Below are 19,435 nucleotides of genomic sequence, written 5' to 3'. Positions count from 1 at the left end.
CACACGCATGCATAGTCGCGGCCAAATGCAAACGCGGCGCATGCTCTTGCGAGACATGCGCCGCGTATCCTCTCTGAAGCCGGCATGTGCAACCCGGATTGCCGGCTAATTGCCTGTTGTTATGTCGTGAGTTTTTCGCTGTGTCAGGCAGGGCAGACGTGGCCCTTACTTGCCCACCTGATTGCCGATGATGCCGCCTACCGCAGCACCGCCGATCGTGGAGAGCGCACTGCCGCCAATGGCCGCGCCCGCGACGCCGCCGACACCCGCGCCGATTGCGGTGTCGCGGTCGCGCCTCGACATGTTGTCGCAAGCCGAGAGGCTGCCGACTACGGCAACGAGCGTTGTCACAGTGAGGAGAGTGCGTGCGCGTGCAAGTGTTTTCATTTTTCGACTCCGGTTGTATCGGGCGAGGCGCACCAGGCGGTTTAGTGCCTGATGCGCTTCCAATGCATTTATCGTAGAAGCGCCTCCCGTATCCGGGTGTATGCGCTTGTCAACGAGTTGTCGGAATCGTTAGAAATTGTTTCGCGGCGCGCAGCACACCGTCTTGCGTGCCTTACTGGCGCTGATAAATCTCCGCGCCTTGCTTGATGAACTCGACGGCCTTCACTTCCATGCCCTTTTTCAGGGCCTCGTCGTCGGTCATGCCCTGTTTTGCCGCGAAGTCGCGCACGTCCTGGGTGATCTTCATCGAGCAGAAGTGCGGGCCGCACATCGAGCAGAAGTGCGCGACCTTCGCGGAATCCTTCGGCAGCGTTTCGTCGTGGAACTCGCGTGCCTTGTCCGGATCGAGGCCGATGTTGAACTGGTCTTCCCAGCGGAACTCGAAACGCGCCTTCGACAGCGCGTTGTCGCGCACTTGCGCACCCGGATGACCCTTCGCGAGATCGGCCGCGTGCGCCGCAAGCTTGTACGTGATGATGCCTTCCTTCACGTCGTCCTTGTTCGGCAAGCCGAGGTGTTCCTTCGGCGTGACGTAGCAGAGCATCGCCGTGCCGAACCAGCCGATCATCGCGGCGCCAATGCCCGAGGTGATGTGGTCGTAGCCCGGCGCGATGTCGGTGGTGAGCGGCCCGAGCGTGTAGAACGGCGCTTCCTTGCACCAGTCGAGCTGCAGATCCATGTTCTCCTTGATGAGCTGCATCGGCACGTGGCCGGGACCTTCGATCATCACCTGCACGTCGTGCTTCCACGCGATCTGCGTGAGCTCGCCGAGTGTCTTGAGCTCGCCGAGCTGCGCTTCGTCGTTGGCGTCGTAGATCGAGCCGGGACGCAGGCCATCGCCGAGCGAGAAGCTCACGTCATAGGCCTTCATGATTTCGCAGATCTCTTCGAAATGCTCATAAATGAAGGATTCCTTGTGATGCGCGAGGCACCACTTGGCCATGATCGAACCGCCGCGCGAAACAATGCCCGTCATGCGGTTGGCGGTGAGCGGCACGTACTGCAGGCGCACGCCCGCGTGAATCGTGAAGTAGTCGACGCCCTGTTCGGCCTGCTCGATCAGCGTGTCGCGGAACATTTCCCACGTGAGGTCCTCGGCCTTGCCGTTGACCTTCTCGAGCGCCTGATAGATCGGCACGGTGCCGATCGGCACCGGCGAGTTGCGGATGATCCACTCGCGTGTTTCGTGAATGTGCTTGCCGGTCGAGAGATCCATGACCGTGTCGCCGCCCCAGCGGATCGCCCACGTCATCTTGTCCACTTCCTCGCCGATCGACGACGTGACCGCCGAATTGCCGATGTTCGCGTTGATCTTCACGAGGAAGTTACGGCCGATGATCATCGGCTCGCTTTCCGGGTGATTGATGTTCGCAGGGATGATTGCGCGGCCGCGCGCGATTTCCTCGCGCACGAATTCGGGCGTGATTTCCTGCAGGGCGTTGGCGCCGAAGGCTGCCGCGCCGAATGCCTGGCCCGGGTGCTGGCGGCCCATCATCGCGGCCAGCTTCGCGCCGTTCGGGCCGCTCGTCTTGAGGCTTTCCAGATACTCGGCGCGGCGCTGGTTTTCGCGGATGGCGATGAATTCCATCTCGGGTGTGATGATGCCCTGGCGCGCATAGTGCATCTGCGTGACGTTCTTGCCGGCCTTCGCGCGGCGCGGCGTGCGGTGCAGGCCCGGGAAGCGCAGTTCGGCCGTGGCCGAATCGGCGGCGCGCTCGCGGCCGTATTCGGAGGAGAGGCCGGGCAACGCTTCGGTGTCTCCGCGCTTTTCGATCCAGCCTTGACGCAGTGCGGGCAGGCCCGCGCGGATGTCGATCTTCGCTTCGGGGTCGGTGTACGGGCCCGAAGTGTCATAGACGTAGATCGGCGGATTCTTTTCGCCGCCAAAGCCCGTGGGCGTGTCCGATTGCGTGATTTCGCGCATCGGCACGCGAATGTCGGGCTGCGAGCCGGTTACGTAAATCTTGCGGGAATTGGGCAGCGGCGCGATTGCAGCTTCGTCGACGTGCGCGTTAGCGGAAACGAATTTCGGGTTGGCGTTCATGCCTCTCTCCATGCAAAGCTATGTGGGAACAGCGGCTTAGCAGGAGATGAGACGGAACGTGGACGGACTTCGCTGTGATGAGGTGAGGCGTTTGCGTTGCGAAGTCCGGACGCTTCCCTGCGCTGGCATTATCCAGATCAGGTTCAAAGGGTATTTCTCACCCACGCAATACGCGGCTTGAACATTCGTGTGAACGATTCGAAGCGGCGCATGACGCAGGACCCCCGCGTAAGCAGGCCAAACGATACACCGTGCTGCGACGATCTGGCAAGTGCTTCGGCATGTGAAATGTGCCAGGCCAAGCGCGGGCGCGCGTTGCTTACAGCGTGAAATCGTCTGCGGCTTCGGGCTGAAACAGGATGCGGTCGATCTTGAACGTCTCGACGGCACCGCTCGGCGGCGTGAAGCGCACGGACTCGCCGCGCTTCGCGCCCAGCAGCGCGAGGCCCGCGGGCGAAAAAACGTTCAGGCGTCCGGCGTCGAGGTTGGCGCTCACCGGGTAGACCACGGTAAACGTGACTTCCTCGCCCGTGCGTTCGTTCACGAGCGTGACCTGCGAGTTCATGGTGACGACATTGGCGGCGACCTTGCGCGAGTCGACGATCTCCGCGCGCTCGAGCAGGTCGTCGAGCATGGGTTGGCGTGCGGCGGCCGCACCGGGCTCGGCGGCGCATTTTTCGAGGCGAGCGAGATCGAGCTCGGTCAGATAGCGGATTTTCTTCGACATGGTGGTTCTCCTTACGATCCGGGATTGAAAAAAGTGAGGGATCGGCCCGGAGCCCGACCGAACGGCTCCGGAAAGCGGAGGGTGGTTCAGTATGGACGCCGGGCGGCGGCGAGCGGGGCCTGGGAGCCGGGGACGTGTCGTCGGGCGGCGGACCGCGCATCCAGAAGCGTTCCCGCGCGCGCAGACGCGCCGCGCTGGGTGCGCGGCGGCAACGGTGCGGCGAGATGCACGGCAAGATGCGTGAACGACGGAGGCATAGGGGACGACAGAGTTAACTGAAAGTTTTTTGAAAGCAGAGGGCATGTTAACACGGTCTTGTTATTCATGGACGACCTGCGTCGGCAACGCGTCCCGGGCGAAGCGTGCGGTGTCGGCGAGGGGATGGCGACGTCTTGCCGCAGAGCGACGCTATGGCCGTCGCGGCGGGCGTTCGACCACGGCGTTTCAGTCGGGTTTGCGCGCAAGTTGTACGCCTTGCGCATAAAGGCGTGCTCGCTTCGTCCGCAACCAGGTGCCTTGTTGCATAATGCGTGACGCCCGATTCGGGCTCTTCGTGTCCTTAGTGGCTCCATTGCGGCGCATCGAGGCACATCTCGCACTTTCTTTTCGCTGCTTCGATCATGCCGTTGCGCTTCATTCGTCCCGTCCCACGACCGGCGGGGTGTCCGCGGTCAGCCCCCAGTCTCTCCGCGGTGCAATGACCATGCTTCCCCGTTTGCCTTCTCGCTGGAGCGGCGGCTCACTTACCCAAGGGTTGCTACAGGCGTTGATACAGACCGGAGCGCAATGCTGGCGTCTCGCGCGCAGCGTGCGCTTGCCGCAGTCGCGCGGCGGTCGTGTGGCCCTATCGCTCGCGGTTGTCTACTTCGTTTGGGGCTCGACCTATCTCGGCGTGCACGTGGCGCTCGGCTCTTTTCCGCCGCTGCTGCTTTCGGGCCTGCGCAATCTGTTCGCGGGCATCGGGCTCTTTGTGTTCGCCGTGCGCCGGCGTCCTCCCATGCCGACGCTTGCGCAGGTGCGCAATGCAGGCGTGGTCGGCACGATGCTGGTGGGCCTGTCGAGCGGCATGCTGGCCTATGGCATGCGCACGGTCGGCACGGGCACCGCGGCCGTGATGGTCGCGACCGTGCCGCTGTTCGCCACGCTCATTGCCGCGGCAGCCGGGCGGCGCGTCGTGAAGGGCGAATGGGCGGCAGTGGCGCTGGGTCTTGTTGGCATCGCGATTCTCAGCCACGACGGCGGGGCGAGCAGCACGGCGGGCGGTAGCCTTGCGATTCTCGGCGGCGCGCTCTTCTGGGCGGTCGGTGCGCATCTCGCGGGACGGCTCGAATTGCCCTCCGATCTCTTTATCGCGACGGCGCTGCAGATCGGTCTTGGCGGTGCGATCTCGACGCTGGTGGCATGGATCACCGGCGAGCGTATGGGCGCGCTGCATGTCCTGCCGGTCGTCGCGTTCGTCTACCTGATGGTAATCGGCACGATGGCTGCGTATGTTGCCTATGGTTATTTGATCCGGCACACGAGCCCGATCGTGGCGAGCAGCTGCATGTATGTAAACCCGGTTGTCGCGGTGATCATCGGGGCGCTTACGCTCGGCGAGCCGATTACCCTCGGCACGATCATTGCCACCGTGCTGATTCTCGGCAGCGTTGGACTCTCGTTCCTGTTCGACGACAGGCGACGTGGGTCCTGAACTTGCCGCATTATTCGCAGCACGAAGTTTTTGCGCCCGCGCTAACGCGTTGGCAGCAGCGCGGTTCCGGCGCCGGCAGGTGTGCCGGCGCCGCGAATGCCGCCGGTTACTTCGCTTTCTCGGCGCTGTTCGTGATGGCGTGGCCACCCGAGGACAGATCTTCGCCCGCGCCCGCGACGGTATTGCAGGCGGCCAGCGCGGCAACCGACGCGGTGATGAGAAAGAAGGCAATCAGGCGTTTCATGAGAAGGGCCTCCGCTGAGTGAGTGAGCCCTTTTCAGCACATCCCGTGCCTGGCCGCTGTCGCGAATTCGCGATGCGGTGCGCATACGCGCTCCGCGCGGTGAACGCGTCATGTACGGTTATGTGTTTGCGTCGGACTGCGCACGCGTGGTGTAGTGAATCCACGCCGCGAGCGCGCTGAAACCCAGACCGGCTGCGCACACACCCATCCAGCCGAACGCATGCCAGGTGGCCGCGCCCACCGCCGAACCCGTTGCCCCGCCGATGAAGTAGCAGACCATGAATACGGTGTTCACGCGGCTGCGCGCTTCGGGGCGCAGCGCGTAAATGCGCGATTGATTCGAGATCTGCGCGGCCTGCACGCCCACATCGAGCACGATCACGCCGATCACGAGACCGATCAGGCTCGTGCCCGAGAACGCAAAGATCACGAACGCGAGGGCGATGAGCGCGATCGAGAGCGTGATGACGGCGCGCGGGCCGCGTTTGTCGGCGGAGCGGCCCGCCCATGGCGCGGCGAGCGCACCCGCCGCGCCGACGATGCCGAAGAGCCCGGCGACCTCGGAGCCGAGGTGGAACGGCTCGCCCGCGAGCAGCAGCGTGAGCACGGGCCAGAACAAGCTGAACGCGGCAAAAAGGCAAGCGCCGATGGCCGAGGCTTCGCGCAGGCCGCGCAATTCGACCGTGAGGTGCCAGAGCGTGGCAAGCAGCTTGCCGTAGCCGAGCGTCGAAGTCGGCTGGCTCTTCGGCAGTTTTTTCACGACCACCACGGCGAGCACGAGCAGCGCCACGATCGAGGCGGCGAACACCATGCGCCAGCCGAGGTACTGGCCGACGAACCCGGCTGCGGTGCGCGCGAGCAGGATGCCAAGCAGGAGACCGCTCATGACGGTGCCCACGGCGTGGCCGCGCTGCTCGGGCGGCGCGAGTTCAGCCGAGAACGGCACGGCCTGCTGCGCGATGGTGGCGAGCACGCCGATGGCGAGGCTCGCGCCGATCAGCACCGGCAGCGAGGGCGCGGCGGCGGCGGCGAGCAAGGCGAGACAGAGCAGCCCCGTCTGCACGAGGATGATGCGGCGTCGGTCGATGCGGTCGCCGAGCGGCGCGAGCAGGAGCATTCCCAGGGCGTAGCCGAGCTGCGTGGCGGCGGGCACCGCGCCGATCCACGCGGCTCCGGCGGGGAACGTATGGCGGAAGTCGTCGAGCAGCGGCTGGTTGTAATAGATGTTCGCGACCGCGACGCCCGCGATGGTCGCGAGCAAAAGCAGCAAGCCGCGCAGCGACTGGCGTTCGCCAGCGGATGCGGAATCGGGTGTGGACATGTGCACGGTATGCGGGCGGCGCCCAGCGATATGAGATGCTGAAAAGGCTGCCCTCGTTCATGCCGGCGAAACGCCGTCTGCATGAGTTCGGGCGTGCCGATCATACCGGAGCGTGCGCGATCGTGCCGCCCCTCGCGCAGACGCGCGCCGGGGGCGAGCTTTAAACACGTTGAGTGCGCAACATTTTGGTTGCGTGACGCGCGGGTAGCGAGTCGGACGGCATCGTTATCGGCTTGAGCCGGAATCGCTGTGCCAATGGTAGAATCGCGTCCGCTTTGCCGGCGTGATGAAATTGGTAAACATAGCGGACTTAAAACTAGATTGAGTGCCCAGCCGGAAACGGCCGGTGCAGAACCCCTCAAATTCGGAGAAACCCCTGGACTTTGCAGTGCGCAAGCGCGCATTGTGCCGAGGCAACGCCGAGCCAAGCCGGCTGGTGCATGTTCGCGCCGGCCAGGAAGGTGTAGAGACTAGACGGGGGGCGCCTAAGGCTTTGGCGCGGTATTACAGCGCCAAGAGGCTATGGCGAAGGCATAGTCCAGCGCACGAACATCCGCGAGAGCTTCGCGGGCGGCGTCGAAAGACGTAGTGTGACGAAAATCCGCCGCCTCACGGCTTACCGGTTCGAGTCCGGTCGCCGGCACCACTGATACTTCCGTGCGTTTCCACTATAAACGGAAAACACAGGAAATCAAGGGGATAGACCTATCTGATTTGCTAGGATTTGCCGAACCAAACGGCACTTTGTACACTTGAGGCCCCAACGCAGCCCCAAGCGAGGCCCCACGGTGGCATCCATCACTCCGTACAAGAACGGTTGGCGAGTCCAGATCAAGATTGGCGATGTGCGCGACTCTGGCACCTTCCGCACCAAGCGCGAGGCGAGCGCCTGGGCCGCGAACCGGGAAACCGAGATCAGAGCGCGGATCGGCGCGGAACCAGGTGAGCTGCACACGGTCGCCGAGATGTTCCGCGAGTATGCGAAGCGCGTCTCTTCCGGCAAGGCCGGCGCACGCGCCGAGGCGCTGCGCCTGAAAGCTTTCGAAAAGGATTTCCCGCATCTGGCCGCGCTCAAGCTGGCCGAGTTCAAGACGCCGCAGCTCGTCGAGTGGCGCGACGCGCGCCTGAAGAAGGTCAAGCCCGGATCGGTCGTGCGCGACATCAACCTCATCCGGAATGTCTTCTACACCGCGCGCGACGAGTGGCACTGGCTCACACACAACCCGTTCACCGGATTCAAGTCGCCTCAGGAGGGCCCGCCGCGCGACCGGCGTGTCGACCCATGGAAAGAGGTGCGGCCGATCTGCCGCGCGCTTGGGTATGTCTCGGGCCGCGCGCCAGTGTCAAAGAGTCAGGAGGTGGCGCTCGCCTTTCTGGTGGCGCTGCGCTCCGCAATGCGCGCTTCGGAGATACTCCAGCTCGGCAAGGGCACGTGTGACCTGAAAAAGCGCGTGGCGCGCGTCGAGCACAAGATGCAATACCTGACGCTCAAGCCGCGTGAGATCCCGCTCACGCGCCACACGGTGCGCCTGCTCGCACCGGTCGCGGATCGGGAGCGCTTCTTCACTCTCAGCGCAGACTCCCTTGATGCGCTTTTTCGCAAGACCAAGGGGCGCCTGAAGATCTCTGGCCTGACGTTTCGCGACAGTCGCGCCGAGGCGCTCACCCGGCTCGCGCGCAAGGTCGACGTTCTCACGCTCTCGAAGATCAGCGGGCACACCGATCTGGAGATGCTCAGCGCCGTCTATTACCGCGAGTCCGCCGAGCATATCGCCGCGCGCATCTAGGCCGCTTCCAGCACTGCGTCTATCAACTCGATGGGGATCATGCCGCACTTGTTCAGTTTGAGCGTGCCGGCCTTCAGCATGTTGTGAACAGTGCGCGCGCTCACGTGAAGCATCTCGGCCGCCTGCTTCTGGTTGACCTGGGTGGGTCGCGGGTGGCGCGCCGCGTAGAGCTCGAGCGCCTTCAGGGCGGCTTTGGTTTCTTCGGTCATGCAGCCCTCCGGTCTTCCAGGCTCTCGCCGGTCATGTCCTGTGCATAGACACGTCCAGTTGATCCCTTCGGTGCGTGAGCCTCGCCCTGGAGTTGCATCAGCATGTTCGAGAATGGCTTACGTTTTGCTCCCCAGATGTCCCAGCGCACACGGTCCTTTCTGCGCCGTTCTTCGAGGGTCTGGACGGGCGGCATCGGCGCATCAGGAAGATCGCCGATCGCCCAGCGCTCAATCCGATGTCCGTATCAAAGCTTCGTACCAACGCAACCTCGGCGTCATAGATCGCCTTGTCTTCAGCGTCTGGCCACTCTCCATCGAACGTCGCGCAACCGGCTTTAAATTCGTCGGCTCGCTCTGAGACGCTGCGCATAGCGTCCATGATCGTTTTGCGCAATTCTTCGCTCATCATCTCTCTCAAAAAAAGAGGCGGCGATCGTACTCGACACGTGGCCGAAGATGATGAAGCTGGCGTTCCCGGCGGTCGAATGGACCATGCATAAGGGCGACGGCTACGCGACGATCCATAGCGGCACCGGGGAGGACAGCGAGATATGGTTTGGTGGCCTGGATGACTCGGAGCGCGTCGAAAAGATTCTTGGCAAGGAATTCAGCACGCTCTATTTCAACGAGTCCTCGCATATCCCCATATCGTCGGTCGATGTGGCTGTGACGCGTCTCGCGCAGAAGGCCATGATGCGCATCGAGGGGCGTGACCCCACGCCGCTGAAGGTGCGAGCGCTGTTCGACTGCAATCCCCCATCAAAAGCACACTGGACATACAAGCGCTTCGTGCTGAAGGTTGACCCGGAAACCGGCGAACCGCTCTCGAATCCTGACGACTACGCCAGTTTCCAGATCAACCCAAACGACAACGCGCAGAACCTCAGCGCGGACTATCTGGATACGCTCAAGGGCATGAGCCAGCGCCTCCAGAAACGTTTTCTGCGAGGCGAGTTCAGCGATGCGACGCCGAACCAGCTCTTCGCCGAAGAAACCATTGAGAAGTGGCGGCACGGCACGGATCAGGAACTGCCCGACTTCGTGCGCGTGGTCGTGGCGGTCGATCCGTCCGGCTCTGGCGACGTGGACAACGCCGACAACGATGCCATTGGGATCGTCGTGGTGGCGCTAGGCACCGATGGCCGCGCGTATGTGCTGGAAGACTGCACCGTGAAGGCCGGCCCCGCCACGTGGGGCGCTATCGTGGCCAGCGCCTATGACCGGCACATGGGCGACGTGGTGGTGGGCGAAGGAATCGTCGGCACCACGACGAACAACAATGCCAATGCGGGGAGCTTCGGAGAATATCAGCAGCAATCCGCAACGGGCACCGCGCTTACGACTGGCGTGAATGCGAACTCGACCAGCATTTCGCTCACTGCGGGCGATTGGGATGTTGAGGTCGACAACAAATTCAATATCGGCACTGGCGCCACCGTAACGTCGGCGGGCACAACTGTAACCCTGACAAGTGCAGGCGCGGCCACCCTGGGGCAGACAACGTTCAACTCAGGTATTTCGGCGACGAATTCGATTGGAGTTGTCTATGTCGCCTCACCCGTCGTCCGCTTCAGCCTATCTGCCACTACCACTGTATATGCGACTGGAATCGCGGTTTTCTCAGGCGGCACGGTCACTGTTGATGGATTGATCCGCGCGCGACGCGTGCGATAGGCTCCGATACCGGCGCGCGCTTGCGCATCAGGAAGCGCTGCGCCGGTCGCTCGATCATCACAAAGCTTGCCGCCGCACAGAAGAACATCGCCGAGAAGAACATCAGCGGCGTCGTCACTCCAGCCGGTAGCCAGCCCATGAAGAACTTGAGCAGGATCTGGTGCAGCATATAGATCGAGAAGCTGATCTCGCCCATAAATACCAGTGGTCGCAGACTCAGAACCCGCGCGAGCAGGCCTCGACCAGATGCCATTACGGCAATCAGGATCGCGAACAGCCAGCACGAACCAGCCTGACCGAACTCGGATAGCGACGCCGGATTCGTAATGTGCTGCGCCGCCGCGTAGAAACCCCATCCAAGCCAGACAACGATTGCCGCGACGATTGCGATCTCGACTGCCGTCCATGCCAGCACGTGCAGCCGCAGAGGCTTCAGGAAGCGATCCCAGAGCGCCCACGTCGACATGCCAAGGCAGAACTCAAAGACTCGCACAAGCGGGTTGGTGTAGGTCAGCGACGAGACGGTCAGGTCCTGAACGCCACCGTCTGCTGGCAGATGTGCGGCGCTGATGGCCATGAGCATGACAGCGAGCAGCGCGGCCGCGCCGGCCATTTTCCAATGCCAGGTGCGCCGAATATTGACCAGCAGCAGCGGGAACACGAGGTAGAAGGCCATCTCGGTCGATATCGACCACGATACGCCGTTCCATGAGAACGCATAGGCGATGAAGGGTACCCATGAGTGCGTGAGCGTCAGATTCGCCGCGAGCACGGCCCACTTGCTGAACATGCCCGGACCGTCGAACGTGATCGAGTCCGGGCGCACGAAGATGATGAGCGTAAGGAGCGCGAAGACGTGCACCGGCCATAGTCGTGCGAACCGGGCGCGCATGAACTGCGCATATCCTGGGAAGGGCTTCGACGTATAGACGTGCGTCAGGATGAAGCCCGACAGGACAAAGAAGAAGCTGACCCCGTGAACGAGCGTTGATGGCGCGTCTGTCGCGATCTTCCACGGGAAATAGAGCTTGATGTGGTGCACCACGATCATCATCGCCGCGACGAAGCGCAGGCTCGTCAGCGGATCGAGGCTTTTAACCTTGTCGGCCCGGTTCATTGTTCCTGTCCTTTGTATTTTCTAACTTCGCGCGGATTCTATACCAGCATAAGTCTTCATTCGCATCATCAAAGATGATAATCCCGGTTTTTTCTCCCCAAAAATGGCGCATATGGCTATGCAAATATTGGAGATAAAAGAGGTTCGAGTCCGGTCGCCGGCACCAGGACAACCTGAAACCCGAACAGGCTTCGCAAGAAGCCCCCTGAACCCGCGATGGCGTACCGCCTCGCGGGTTTTTTGTCGCTGGGCCTAGGGGCTGCCGGGACATCGCAACGATGTCAGGGGCGCGCCGTGTGCTCAGCGGCTGCCGATCTGGCCGGTGCGCGGATTGACGAGCCGCGCAAAGCCGAAAAGCGCCGCAATTGCCAAAGGCGCCACGAGAAAAAAGGCGGTAAGCATGATACAGGCCGTAACAAAATGTTTCGTCAGTGTATCTGCAAGATGCGAATTGGGTATCAGGGACAGCGGCAACAAACCATTGCTGTTGCGCAAGGAATCGCTCAAAAAGCCGGCGTGAATCCGCAAAAGGCTTGATGGGCGGGGGTGTGCGGCATGAGGGAAGGCAATTTAGATGCAGTCGAAGATTACCTCTACTGATTGCGGAGTAACGCCGCGCAGTCCTTCGCTGTGCACGTCGACCGCGTGCATCTCTTTATTTTGCTTGTGGCAATAAGCCTGCGCTTCCTTGAAACCGGCGCTGCGCACGTGGTTCCACGAGACGATGTCCCAACGCGCCCGGCTCGTGATTGAAAAATGCCCATCCTGTCTCGCGTTCACACTGGTTACCGATGTGCATGCCGTTAGCATGCCAAGACCAAGCAACAGGATGCTGCCTCTCATAAATTCCTCCTGATCGCGCACCATTGTCGCCGCCAAACGCGGCCATTGGCAACTCGGGGGAATGTTAATTAACGTTTGTGAAATATCGAGGCATGAGTGCACGCGCATGTCATGCGCGTGCAGGGCAATAGCGCTGTGAAAGTGGTATGGACGCGTGAGGGTGAACGACCTCGCCCGAAGAGGAGTGGCGCCTGGTTTTGCGTTTAATGGCGCGCGCGTCGGCCCAATCGAGCGTATGCGTCGCCCCCGCTATGTCTGGCGAAGGCGTCAAGCCGCTATGTCACAGAACGTATCTGGCCGATCCGCACGCCGTGCGGCAACGCCGCACGAAGAATAGAACGGTTGTTTGTCTCGCGCTGTGCGTTCGATGCGGTTCGGCCGAATCAGTCGTGAGCGACGATTTTGCCGACCTGAGCCTGTCCGGAGACGAGGCACGACGAGAGGAAATTCTCTCCCTGGCTGCGCGCGCCGATGGCGGTGAAGCCGCGCCCGAGCGCGTCGAGCCGCACGAGTTCCGAGCCTTGCGCGCAAGTTACCGAGCTGGTCTCATGCGCCTGCGCGCGCGTCATCGCTCGGTTCGCGAGGAGGAGTGCGAGGATGATGACGACGCCAACATTGAATGCTTGTCTCATGATTTCGTCTCCTAGTGCAGTCAGACTATCGCAGCCTTTCGGCGTATGTATCCAGGAGTTTCCCGGCGATGCAGTGCAACACATGCGGCGCACGAAAACCGCTTGGAATGCAGGGTGAGTGATAGTTCGGCATCCTTGTGTTGCGACTTGTGCCATACCGAGCCTTGCGCGGCGTGCCAGTACGCATGGACGCGTCTTCGCTATTCCCGGAAAGCGGTAAGGTTGCATTGCAGCAATGACGCGTCGCATCACACACGACGACAGTTAACAAATGTAGCGCCAGGCAAATCGAATCTTTCGCGACACATCGACACGGCGTTATTTGGAGCCGTTTTAGTTGCTTGTTATCAATCGCTTTAGGGAAACCTTGGCATCGCCGTAGCTGCGCTTCCAGTGCAGTTGCCTGGTGATAATGGGGTTCGATCATGGGCTCCCGGAACGATCCGCAAATCTTGAAATGAATGCGCCGATGCTGCACTATCGGCTGCCCGGTCCCCTTTTTCTTGTGCGAGGTGTGGCAATGCAGTTGATTGGCATGATGGATTCTCCGTATGTACGTCGTGTCGCGATTTCGCTGTACGTGCTTGGCATGCCGTTCGAGCATCGCAGCGTGTCGGTATTCCGGCATTACGACGAGTTCGCGCAGATCAATCCGGTCGTCAAGGCGCCGACGTTTATCGACGACGACGGCACGCTGTTGATCGATTCCACACTGATCCTCGATTATCTCGACCACAAGGTGCCGCCGGCGCGGCGCCTGATGCCGGAGGAATCGCAGGAGCGCACTTTCGCGCTGCGCGTGAACGGGTTCGCGCTGGCCGCCATGGAAAAGACGGTCCAGCAGGTGTACGAGCGCCAGTTGCGGCCCGAGGAGCGTCAGCACGAACCGTGGCTGCAGCGCGTCACCGCGCAGATGCACGCCGCGTACACGGTGCTCGACAAGTTGCTGGACGGCCGCACTGGCTGGCTGTGCGCTGGGCGAATCACGCAGGCCGACATCACGGCCGCGGTGGCCTGGCGTTTCACCCAGCACATCTTGCCGGGCGCGGTGGATCCCGCGCGTTATCCGGCGCTTGCCGCACACGCTGCCCGCGCCGAGGCGTTGCCCGAGTTTGTCGCTACGCCGCTCGAATGAGCTTCGGAACCGTGCACGGGCCGGCACCGTAGGCTCGTTGATCGCGGGCCCCGCTGTTTGCACGATTGTTCGTGTTTGACGACAAGTGACTTCGCGTCCGGGCCATTTATCGGCGGACGCTCCATTCCTAGAATGGCTCTCATGGAAATGACGCTACGTCAGTGAGACGCGGCGGTTTCAGTGGGAGCCGTCATGAAATCCTTTATCGAACGACAACTGTATCAACCTGCACTGGTCCTGCCGATGGTGGACCTCATGCAGTTGATGGTGTCGCTCGACTTCAACATGGGTCAGATCGGGCTGATGGTGGCGACGCGCGGTGCGCGCGCAGCGCTGCAGCGCTCGCGCGAATTCTGGTGTGCAAGCCACGAATGCGTGGCGCCTGTCGAGCGCGTCCATTGACCCTGTTTGCCTACGCTCGATAGACAGCGTACTGCTTTACGATTCTCCCCCCCGACGCGCAGCGGCATCGCCCGTTTGCTGTTGCAGCGTCACCCTCTGAGCCGCCCCATGATCCGGGGCGGCTCTTTTTTCTCGTTTTCCGATTCGAAATTCGCGGACTACCCGTGCATGGAATTTGCGGCGCCGGCGTAAGATGGCGCGGACGTGACGCGCGCAGATGTTTCGCACGAGGAGAACGGCATGGCACAGCGTTTCGATGCGATCGTGATCGGCACAGGGCAGAGCGGTCCGCCGCTCGCAGTGCGGCTGGGCGCCAGCGGACGCAAGACGGCGGTGATCGAGCGCGCGGCGTTCGGCGGCACGTGTGTGAATGTCGGCTGCACGCCGACCAAGGCCTATGTTGCCTGCGCGCGCGCGGCGCATGTGGCGCGCCACGCGGCGGACTTCGGCGTGCGGATCGGCAATGCCGCGCAAGACGCCGAGGTGAGCGTCGATCTGGCGTTCGTGAAGGCACGCAAGGACCGCATCATTGGCGCGTCGCGCGACGGTGTCGAACACTGGCTGCGCCATGCCTCTAACGTTACGGTGCTGCAGGGGCATGCGCGATTTAGCGCGGCGCATGTGGTCAGCGTGACGTTGGCGGGCGGCGAAACGGCGACGCTGGAAGCACCCGAGATCTTCATCAACACGGGAACGCGCGCCGCCATTCCCGACGTGCCCGGGCTCGACCATATCCGATACGAAACCAACTCGACGTTGCTCGCTTTGGAGACGTTGCCGGTGCATCTGGCGATTGTTGGTGGCAGCTATGTGGCGCTCGAATTCGCACAGATGTTTCGGCGTTTCGGCAGCCGCGTGACGGTGCTCGTGCGCGGGGACCGCGTGCTGGCGCGCGAGGACGACGACGTGGCTCGGGCGGTGCAGGACGTGCTTGCGCGCGAAGGCGTGGAGTTTCGCTTCGGCAACGCGCCACGCAGTGTCGCGCCACTCGGGGCGAGCGGCGATGCAGGCCAGCATCCGGGCGGCATACGCATCGAACTCGGCGGCGAAGCGCTCGACGTTTCGCATCTGCTATTCGCAACGGGGCGTATTCCGAACACCGACGATCTCGGGCTCGGTGCGGCAGGCATCGAACGGGACAAGCACGGTCTCATCCCGGTCGACGGAGAACTGCGTACGCGCGTGACTGGCGTGTGGGCACTTGGCGACGTGAACGGCCGCGGAGCATTCACGCACACCTCGTACGACGATTACCAGATCGTCGCGGCAAATCTGCTCGACGGCGCGCGCCGTAGCGCCGACACGCGTATTCCCGCCTATGCCGTGTTCGTGGATCCGCCGCTTGCGCGGGTGGGGGCGAGCGAGCACGACGTCCGCGCAAGCGGGCGGCCCGCGCTGATCGCGACCATGCCGATGTCGCGCGTCGGCCGCGCCCGCGAGCGCGGTGAGACGGATGGATTCATGAAGGCGCTCGTGGATGCGCAAACGCAGCGCATTCTGGGCGCGACGATCTTCGGCGCGGAGGGTGACGAGGCGATCCACACCTTCATTGACACGATGACCGCCGACGCGCCGTATACGACGCTCGAATACGCGATGCACGTTCACCCGACGGTGAGCGAGCTCGTGCCGACCTTGCTTGACGGACTGAGGCCACTCGTATGAGCGTGTCAGGTGAGAACGCGGGTTCCGGGGAACTCGCTCGAGGTCCGGCAGCGAGTCTTTCGGGCAACCTCTACGCCGGCATCGAAGCCAGTGCGCGCGATGAGCGCTTCGAACGGCTCGCCGGGCAGGCGGGAGTCCTGATCGAGCGGATCGTCTCGACGGGGCAGGCGAGTCCAGAAGGGTTCTGGTACGACGATCCGCGCGACGAATGGGTCGCTTTGCTCGCGGGTGCAGCGGTGCTGGAATTCGAGGCGCGAGGCGGCGCGCGCCATCGGATGTGTCCTGGCGACTACGTGCATATTCCTGCACACTGCCGGCATCGCGTGGCGTGGACCGATACCGCAACGCCTACGGTCTGGCTCGCCGTATATTTTGGCGCGGGTGTGGATGCACCCGAGTGATGCCGGCGCATTGCGACGGTGTTCCTTTCCCACGCGAGGCGCGCCGCGTGTCGACGATAATCACCGGTATCCGCTTTCCGCTACGAAACGCCATCCCATGTCACGTCAACGTCCGTTGCGCGTCGCGCTAGTTTCCGATACGCACAATCTCCTGCGGCCCGAACTGCTGCGTTTCCTGGAGGGCAGTGATGCGATCATCCACGCCGGCGATATTTGCGAGCAAGGCGTGCTCGACAGGCTGGCGCAGATCGCGCCGTTGACCGCCGTGCGCGGCAATAACGACCGTGGCTCCTGGGCTGCGGCACTGCCGGTGCAAACCGTGGTCGAAATCGGCGGCATCGCGCTTGCAGTCGTTCACGAACTGCGCGATTTGCGTGGCCTCGGCGCCGACAAGGCGGCGCAGGACATCGCTGTCGTGGTCAGCGGCCATTCACACAAGCCGGAGCACGAAATTCGCCACGGCGTGCACTTCGTGAACCCTGGCAGCGCCGGACCACGCCGCTTCAAATTGCCCATTTCCGCAGCGATGTTGACGATCGGAAACGACGGTGCGCTGCACATCGAGCACACGCGGCTGATCGACTGAGCCAACTGCGCAGACGCGGGGCGACGCGAGACTTCAGGCGAAACGCAAAAAAGCCAGCGCGAGGCTGGCCTTCGACAATTTCCGATGCGAAATCCGCGGCGCCTGAAGCGCCGTCGCTGCGTAACGACTGCGTTACACCCGAACCGCAGTGTGAGCGGCATAGCGTTCGTCGATTTCGCGGGCGACATGCACGCCACGCATCACCGCATGGGCTTCGGCCTTGCTGCCGACGCACGGTGCGGAGCCGGGCAGCGGCTTGCGTGCCGTTTCGCGCAGCGACACCACCGAGACGATGCCGATCGCGGCCGCACCCATCAGGTAGTACGCGGGCATCATCAGGTTCTGCGTGTGCTCGACGAGCCAGGCGGCGACCAGCGGCGTCGTGCCGCCGAACAGCGACACCGATACGTTGAAGCCAATGGCGAGCGCGCCATAGCGAATCGCGGTCGGAAACAGCGCCGGCAGCGCGGAAGGCATCACACCCGTGAAGCATGAGAGCAGCGTACCGAGAATCAGGAGACCGAAGAACACCAGAAACAGCTCGCCCGTCTGGATCAGCGTGAGCGAGGGAATCGACAGCACGATCAGGCCCACGCAGCCCGCGAGCATCACCGGCTTGCGGCCGATGGCGTCCGAGAGGCGGCCGAACGCGAGCGTCATCGGCATCATCAGCACCATCACGATCAGCACGAGGAAGAGACCGTGCGTTTCGTTGAAGTGCAGCGTCGCCGAGAGATAGCTCGGCAGGTACGAGAGCGCCATGTAGTCGGTCACGTTGAAGATCAGCACGAGGCCCACGCACAGCAGGAAGGGGCGCAGATGTTCAGTGACGAGCGACTTCAGCGTGAGCTTCGGACGCGCATCTTCCTGCGCTTCGCGCAGTTCGGCTTCACGCTTGAATGCTGGCGTTTCTTCGAGCTTGGTACGGATATAGAGACCCACGAGGCCGAGCGGGCCGGCGATCATGAACGGCACGCGCCAGCCCCAGTCGAGCAGTTGCTCGTGCGAGAGCATGGCGGTCAGCACGGCAACCGTGCCGGCGCCGAGCACGTAGCCGATCAGCGTGCCGAATTCGAGGAAGCTGCCCATGAAGCCGCGGCGCTTGTCGGGGGCGAACTCGGCGATGAAGGTTGCCGCGCCGCCGTATTCGCCGCCCGTCGAGAAGCCCTGGATCAGGCGTGCCACGAGCAGCAGAACGGGGGCGGCAATGCCGATCGAGTTATATGACGGGATCAGGCCGATCGCGAAAGTGCCGCAGGCCATCATGATCATGGTCATCGCGAGCACGCGCTGGCGGCCGATGCGGTCGCCGAGCGGCCCGAACACCATGCCGCCGATCGGGCGCACGAGGAACGCCGCAGCGAACGTGCCGAAAGTCGCGATCAGCTGCGCCGAGGGGTTGCTCGACGGGAAAAATACTTGACCGAGCGTGACGGCGATGTAGCTGTAGACGCCGAAGTCGAACCATTCCATGGCATTGCCGAGTGCCATGGCGCCGACGGCGCGTTTGAGGAGTCTTTTATCGACGATCGTAATTTCGTCGAGGGTAAGATCGGCCGAGGTGGCCGATGAACCGGAAGTGGAAGCGGTCAAGGTCTGCATCTCCAATGACAGCGACGGGCCTGCAATGGCTCGCCACAGTTGCCGGAGAGTGCCGTTTCGCGATAGCGGCAAGCATGTCGTGCGCGAACGCCGCACAGTGCGAGCGTTCGGTGAGCCTGCGAGGCAGGCGACGCATGAATGGCATGCTGAAGTGTCGCGAAACGACACTCGGTCGAATTGTGCGTTTGCGTTGCGCCTTGCGTGGCCGTGGTTGGGGGGCAGGACGCAGAAGGACGCTGGACTCGCACGAGGGTGCGGAGTGAAGCGTCGCGGAAACGAAAAAGAAGGCCCGCGTGGCGGAGCATTCTTTTTGTATGAAAACAAGCAGGAAGAAGGCGTTTTTGGGCGCCGGCCTGATTGAAATTGATGACTAATGAATGTCGAACAAGACGTTATGATAGCACGATAACGTAAGATCGTGCAAACCGCCCGTCCGGCGGGGTTCTTCGGGGAGCCCGCCAGGCCCTGTGTGGCGGGGGATTGGGCGATCTTGCCGGCCATAGTGACGCAGCCCTGTAGCGTGTCGCGCGAGTGGCATGGATGGCCTGAAAAGCACATAAAAAACCGCGCCGGGGCGCGGTTTTTGCAGTGCGTCGGGCGCAGCTTCAGCCTTCGGTCGGCGGCACGTAGCCCGACGCCTGATCGGCGCCTTCGCCGAAGAAGAACTTCTCGGTCTGCTTCATCAGATATTGGCGCGCGCGCGGGTCGGCCATGTTCAGCCGGTTCTCGTTGATGAGCATGGTCTGCTGCTTGAGCCAGATCTGCCATGCTTCTTTCGAGATGTTTTCGTAGATGCGCTTGCCGAGTTCGCCGGGCAGCGGGGGAAAGTCGAGTCCCTCGGCTTCCTTGCCGAGCTTCGCGCATTGGATCATACGGGCCATGCTGTGCTTCTCCTGTAGTCGTATC

The 19,435-nt window shown here is 62.6% G+C and carries 20 protein-coding genes and 1 riboswitch; of the genes, 8 read left to right on the top strand and 12 right to left on the bottom strand.

What is annotated here, in order from left to right; translation table 11 throughout:
- Nucleotides 1–165 precede the first annotated feature (165 nt).
- The 3 genes from PWP93_RS07415 to PWP93_RS07405 all read right to left on the bottom strand — a co-directional run bounded on the left by PWP93_RS07415 (nucleotide 166) and on the right by PWP93_RS07405 (nucleotide 3,218).
- Complete coding sequence (locus tag PWP93_RS07415; protein ID WP_421023663.1) at nucleotides 166–387, bottom strand: glycine zipper 2TM domain-containing protein; 222 nt, start codon at nucleotides 385–387, stop codon at nucleotides 166–168.
- 172 nt (nucleotides 388–559) lie between these two features.
- On the bottom strand, nucleotides 560–2,491 hold the full coding sequence (gene thiC, locus PWP93_RS07410; protein WP_421023664.1) for a phosphomethylpyrimidine synthase ThiC: 1,932 nt from the start codon (nucleotides 2,489–2,491) through the stop codon (nucleotides 560–562).
- Between the two features lie 96 nt (nucleotides 2,492–2,587).
- Nucleotides 2,588–2,727: riboswitch (TPP riboswitch) on the bottom strand.
- 83 nt (nucleotides 2,728–2,810) lie between these two features.
- Nucleotides 2,811–3,218 (bottom strand): GreA/GreB family elongation factor, encoded by a 408-nt coding sequence (locus PWP93_RS07405; RefSeq protein WP_421043987.1) that lies wholly within the window; start codon nucleotides 3,216–3,218, stop codon nucleotides 2,811–2,813.
- Nucleotides 3,219–3,915: 697 nt separating this feature from the next.
- Between PWP93_RS07405 and PWP93_RS07400 the strand changes: the two genes are divergently transcribed.
- Entirely contained in the window at nucleotides 3,916–4,911 is a 996-nt protein-coding gene (locus PWP93_RS07400) for an EamA family transporter (protein ID WP_421043986.1), read from the top strand.
- A gap of 106 nt (nucleotides 4,912–5,017) precedes the next feature.
- Here PWP93_RS07400 and PWP93_RS07395 read toward each other — a convergent pair whose 3' ends face one another.
- Together PWP93_RS07395 and PWP93_RS07390 are read right to left on the bottom strand one after the other, a co-directional pair.
- Complete coding sequence (locus PWP93_RS07395) at nucleotides 5,018–5,155, bottom strand: entericidin A/B family lipoprotein (RefSeq protein ID WP_421023667.1); 138 nt, start codon at nucleotides 5,153–5,155, stop codon at nucleotides 5,018–5,020.
- Nucleotides 5,156–5,273: 118 nt separating this feature from the next.
- Entirely contained in the window at nucleotides 5,274–6,476 is a 1,203-nt protein-coding gene (locus tag PWP93_RS07390) for an MFS transporter (RefSeq protein WP_421043985.1), read from the bottom strand.
- 788 nt (nucleotides 6,477–7,264) lie between these two features.
- Between PWP93_RS07390 and PWP93_RS07385 the strand changes: the two genes are divergently transcribed.
- On the top strand, nucleotides 7,265–8,263 hold the full coding sequence (locus tag PWP93_RS07385; RefSeq protein ID WP_421043984.1) for a tyrosine-type recombinase/integrase: 999 nt from the start codon (nucleotides 7,265–7,267) through the stop codon (nucleotides 8,261–8,263).
- On the opposite strand, the gene PWP93_RS07380 is transcribed toward PWP93_RS07385, so the two are convergent.
- Nucleotides 8,260–8,472 carry a DNA-binding protein gene (locus PWP93_RS07380; protein ID WP_421043983.1) on the bottom strand — a complete coding sequence of 71 codons (213 nt, stop codon included), beginning with the start codon at nucleotides 8,470–8,472 and terminating at the stop codon, nucleotides 8,260–8,262. The genes PWP93_RS07385 and PWP93_RS07380 overlap by 4 nt on opposite strands.
- A gap of 456 nt (nucleotides 8,473–8,928) precedes the next feature.
- Here PWP93_RS07380 and PWP93_RS07375 point away from each other — a divergent pair, with 456 nt between their 5' ends.
- Complete coding sequence (locus PWP93_RS07375) at nucleotides 8,929–10,146, top strand: phage terminase large subunit (RefSeq protein ID WP_421043982.1); 1,218 nt, start codon at nucleotides 8,929–8,931, stop codon at nucleotides 10,144–10,146.
- Here PWP93_RS07375 and PWP93_RS07370 read toward each other — a convergent pair.
- From PWP93_RS07370 to PWP93_RS07355, 4 genes are all read right to left on the bottom strand, one after another.
- A complete protein-coding gene (locus PWP93_RS07370) occupies nucleotides 10,106–11,263 on the bottom strand; it encodes an acyltransferase family protein (protein ID WP_421043981.1) in 1,158 nt (385 codons plus the stop codon). The two genes, PWP93_RS07375 and PWP93_RS07370, sit on opposite strands and share 41 nt — an antisense overlap.
- Before the next feature lie 300 nt (nucleotides 11,264–11,563).
- Nucleotides 11,564–11,770: a hypothetical protein gene (locus PWP93_RS07365; RefSeq protein WP_421023669.1), complete on the bottom strand. Its 207-nt coding sequence runs from the start codon at nucleotides 11,768–11,770 to the stop codon at nucleotides 11,564–11,566.
- Between the two features lie 63 nt (nucleotides 11,771–11,833).
- Nucleotides 11,834–12,106, bottom strand: coding sequence for a hypothetical protein (locus tag PWP93_RS07360; RefSeq protein WP_421023670.1), 273 nt, complete (start codon nucleotides 12,104–12,106; stop codon nucleotides 11,834–11,836).
- A 383-nt stretch (nucleotides 12,107–12,489) separates the two neighbouring features.
- Nucleotides 12,490–12,738: a hypothetical protein gene (locus tag PWP93_RS07355; RefSeq protein ID WP_421043980.1), complete on the bottom strand. Its 249-nt coding sequence runs from the start codon at nucleotides 12,736–12,738 to the stop codon at nucleotides 12,490–12,492.
- Nucleotides 12,739–13,258: 520 nt separating this feature from the next.
- On the opposite strand from PWP93_RS07355, the gene PWP93_RS07350 reads away from it, so the two are divergent.
- The 5 genes from PWP93_RS07350 to PWP93_RS07330 all read left to right on the top strand — a co-directional run bounded on the left by PWP93_RS07350 (nucleotide 13,259) and on the right by PWP93_RS07330 (nucleotide 16,927).
- Nucleotides 13,259–13,873, top strand: coding sequence for a glutathione S-transferase family protein (locus PWP93_RS07350; protein ID WP_421043979.1), 615 nt, complete (start codon nucleotides 13,259–13,261; stop codon nucleotides 13,871–13,873).
- Between the two features lie 192 nt (nucleotides 13,874–14,065).
- Nucleotides 14,066–14,275 carry a hypothetical protein gene (locus tag PWP93_RS07345; RefSeq protein WP_421023672.1) on the top strand — a complete coding sequence of 70 codons (210 nt, stop codon included), beginning with the start codon at nucleotides 14,066–14,068 and terminating at the stop codon, nucleotides 14,273–14,275.
- 240 nt (nucleotides 14,276–14,515) lie between these two features.
- Entirely contained in the window at nucleotides 14,516–15,940 is a 1,425-nt protein-coding gene (locus PWP93_RS07340) for an FAD-containing oxidoreductase (protein WP_421043978.1), read from the top strand.
- Entirely contained in the window at nucleotides 15,937–16,341 is a 405-nt protein-coding gene (locus tag PWP93_RS07335) for a cupin domain-containing protein (protein ID WP_421043977.1), read from the top strand. Before PWP93_RS07340 ends, PWP93_RS07335 begins: the two co-directional genes overlap by 4 nt.
- A gap of 97 nt (nucleotides 16,342–16,438) precedes the next feature.
- Nucleotides 16,439–16,927, top strand: a complete 489-nt coding sequence (locus PWP93_RS07330) for a metallophosphoesterase family protein (protein WP_421043976.1) — start codon at nucleotides 16,439–16,441, stop codon at nucleotides 16,925–16,927.
- Between the two features lie 132 nt (nucleotides 16,928–17,059).
- Here the strand turns inward: PWP93_RS07330 and proP are convergent, their stop codons facing one another.
- Nucleotides 17,060–18,529 (bottom strand): glycine betaine/L-proline transporter ProP, encoded by a 1,470-nt coding sequence (proP, locus tag PWP93_RS07325; RefSeq protein ID WP_421043975.1) that lies wholly within the window; start codon nucleotides 18,527–18,529, stop codon nucleotides 17,060–17,062.
- A gap of 605 nt (nucleotides 18,530–19,134) precedes the next feature.
- Nucleotides 19,135–19,410 (bottom strand): oxidative damage protection protein, encoded by a 276-nt coding sequence (locus tag PWP93_RS07320; RefSeq protein ID WP_421023677.1) that lies wholly within the window; start codon nucleotides 19,408–19,410, stop codon nucleotides 19,135–19,137.
- Nucleotides 19,411–19,435: the final 25 nt, after the last annotated feature.

The organism is Paraburkholderia sp. A1RI-2L, assembly GCF_048957375.1.
Classification (GTDB): Bacteria; Pseudomonadota; Gammaproteobacteria; order Burkholderiales; family Burkholderiaceae; genus Paraburkholderia.
This window is presented reverse-complemented; position numbering and strand designations above follow the sequence as displayed.

Bases quoted from the DNA above. Each gene is read 5' to 3' on its own strand.
- PWP93_RS07360 (WP_421023670.1), bottom strand. From the start codon at position 12,106: ATGAGAGGCAGCATCCTGTTGCTTGGTCTTGGCATGCTAACGGCATGC.
- thiC (WP_421023664.1), bottom strand. From the start codon at position 2,491: ATGAACGCCAACCCGAAATTCGTTTCCGCTAACGCGCACGTCGACGAA.
- PWP93_RS07350 (WP_421043979.1), top strand. From the start codon at position 13,259: ATGCAGTTGATTGGCATGATGGATTCTCCGTATGTACGTCGTGTCGCG.
- PWP93_RS07335 (WP_421043977.1), top strand. From the start codon at position 15,937: ATGAGCGTGTCAGGTGAGAACGCGGGTTCCGGGGAACTCGCTCGAGGT.
- PWP93_RS07400 (WP_421043986.1), top strand. From the start codon at position 3,916: ATGACCATGCTTCCCCGTTTGCCTTCTCGCTGGAGCGGCGGCTCACTT.
- PWP93_RS07390 (WP_421043985.1), bottom strand. From the start codon at position 6,476: ATGTCCACACCCGATTCCGCATCCGCTGGCGAACGCCAGTCGCTGCGC.
- PWP93_RS07380 (WP_421043983.1), bottom strand. From the start codon at position 8,472: ATGACCGAAGAAACCAAAGCCGCCCTGAAGGCGCTCGAGCTCTACGCG.
- PWP93_RS07345 (WP_421023672.1), top strand. From the start codon at position 14,066: ATGAAATCCTTTATCGAACGACAACTGTATCAACCTGCACTGGTCCTG.
- PWP93_RS07320 (WP_421023677.1), bottom strand. From the start codon at position 19,410: ATGGCCCGTATGATCCAATGCGCGAAGCTCGGCAAGGAAGCCGAGGGA.
- PWP93_RS07370 (WP_421043981.1), bottom strand. From the start codon at position 11,263: ATGAACCGGGCCGACAAGGTTAAAAGCCTCGATCCGCTGACGAGCCTG.
- PWP93_RS07355 (WP_421043980.1), bottom strand. From the start codon at position 12,738: ATGAGACAAGCATTCAATGTTGGCGTCGTCATCATCCTCGCACTCCTC.
- PWP93_RS07375 (WP_421043982.1), top strand. From the start codon at position 8,929: ATGATGAAGCTGGCGTTCCCGGCGGTCGAATGGACCATGCATAAGGGC.
- PWP93_RS07340 (WP_421043978.1), top strand. From the start codon at position 14,516: ATGGCACAGCGTTTCGATGCGATCGTGATCGGCACAGGGCAGAGCGGT.
- proP (WP_421043975.1), bottom strand. From the start codon at position 18,529: ATGCAGACCTTGACCGCTTCCACTTCCGGTTCATCGGCCACCTCGGCC.
- PWP93_RS07330 (WP_421043976.1), top strand. From the start codon at position 16,439: ATGTCACGTCAACGTCCGTTGCGCGTCGCGCTAGTTTCCGATACGCAC.
- PWP93_RS07395 (WP_421023667.1), bottom strand. From the start codon at position 5,155: ATGAAACGCCTGATTGCCTTCTTTCTCATCACCGCGTCGGTTGCCGCG.
- PWP93_RS07405 (WP_421043987.1), bottom strand. From the start codon at position 3,218: ATGTCGAAGAAAATCCGCTATCTGACCGAGCTCGATCTCGCTCGCCTC.
- PWP93_RS07415 (WP_421023663.1), bottom strand. From the start codon at position 387: ATGAAAACACTTGCACGCGCACGCACTCTCCTCACTGTGACAACGCTC.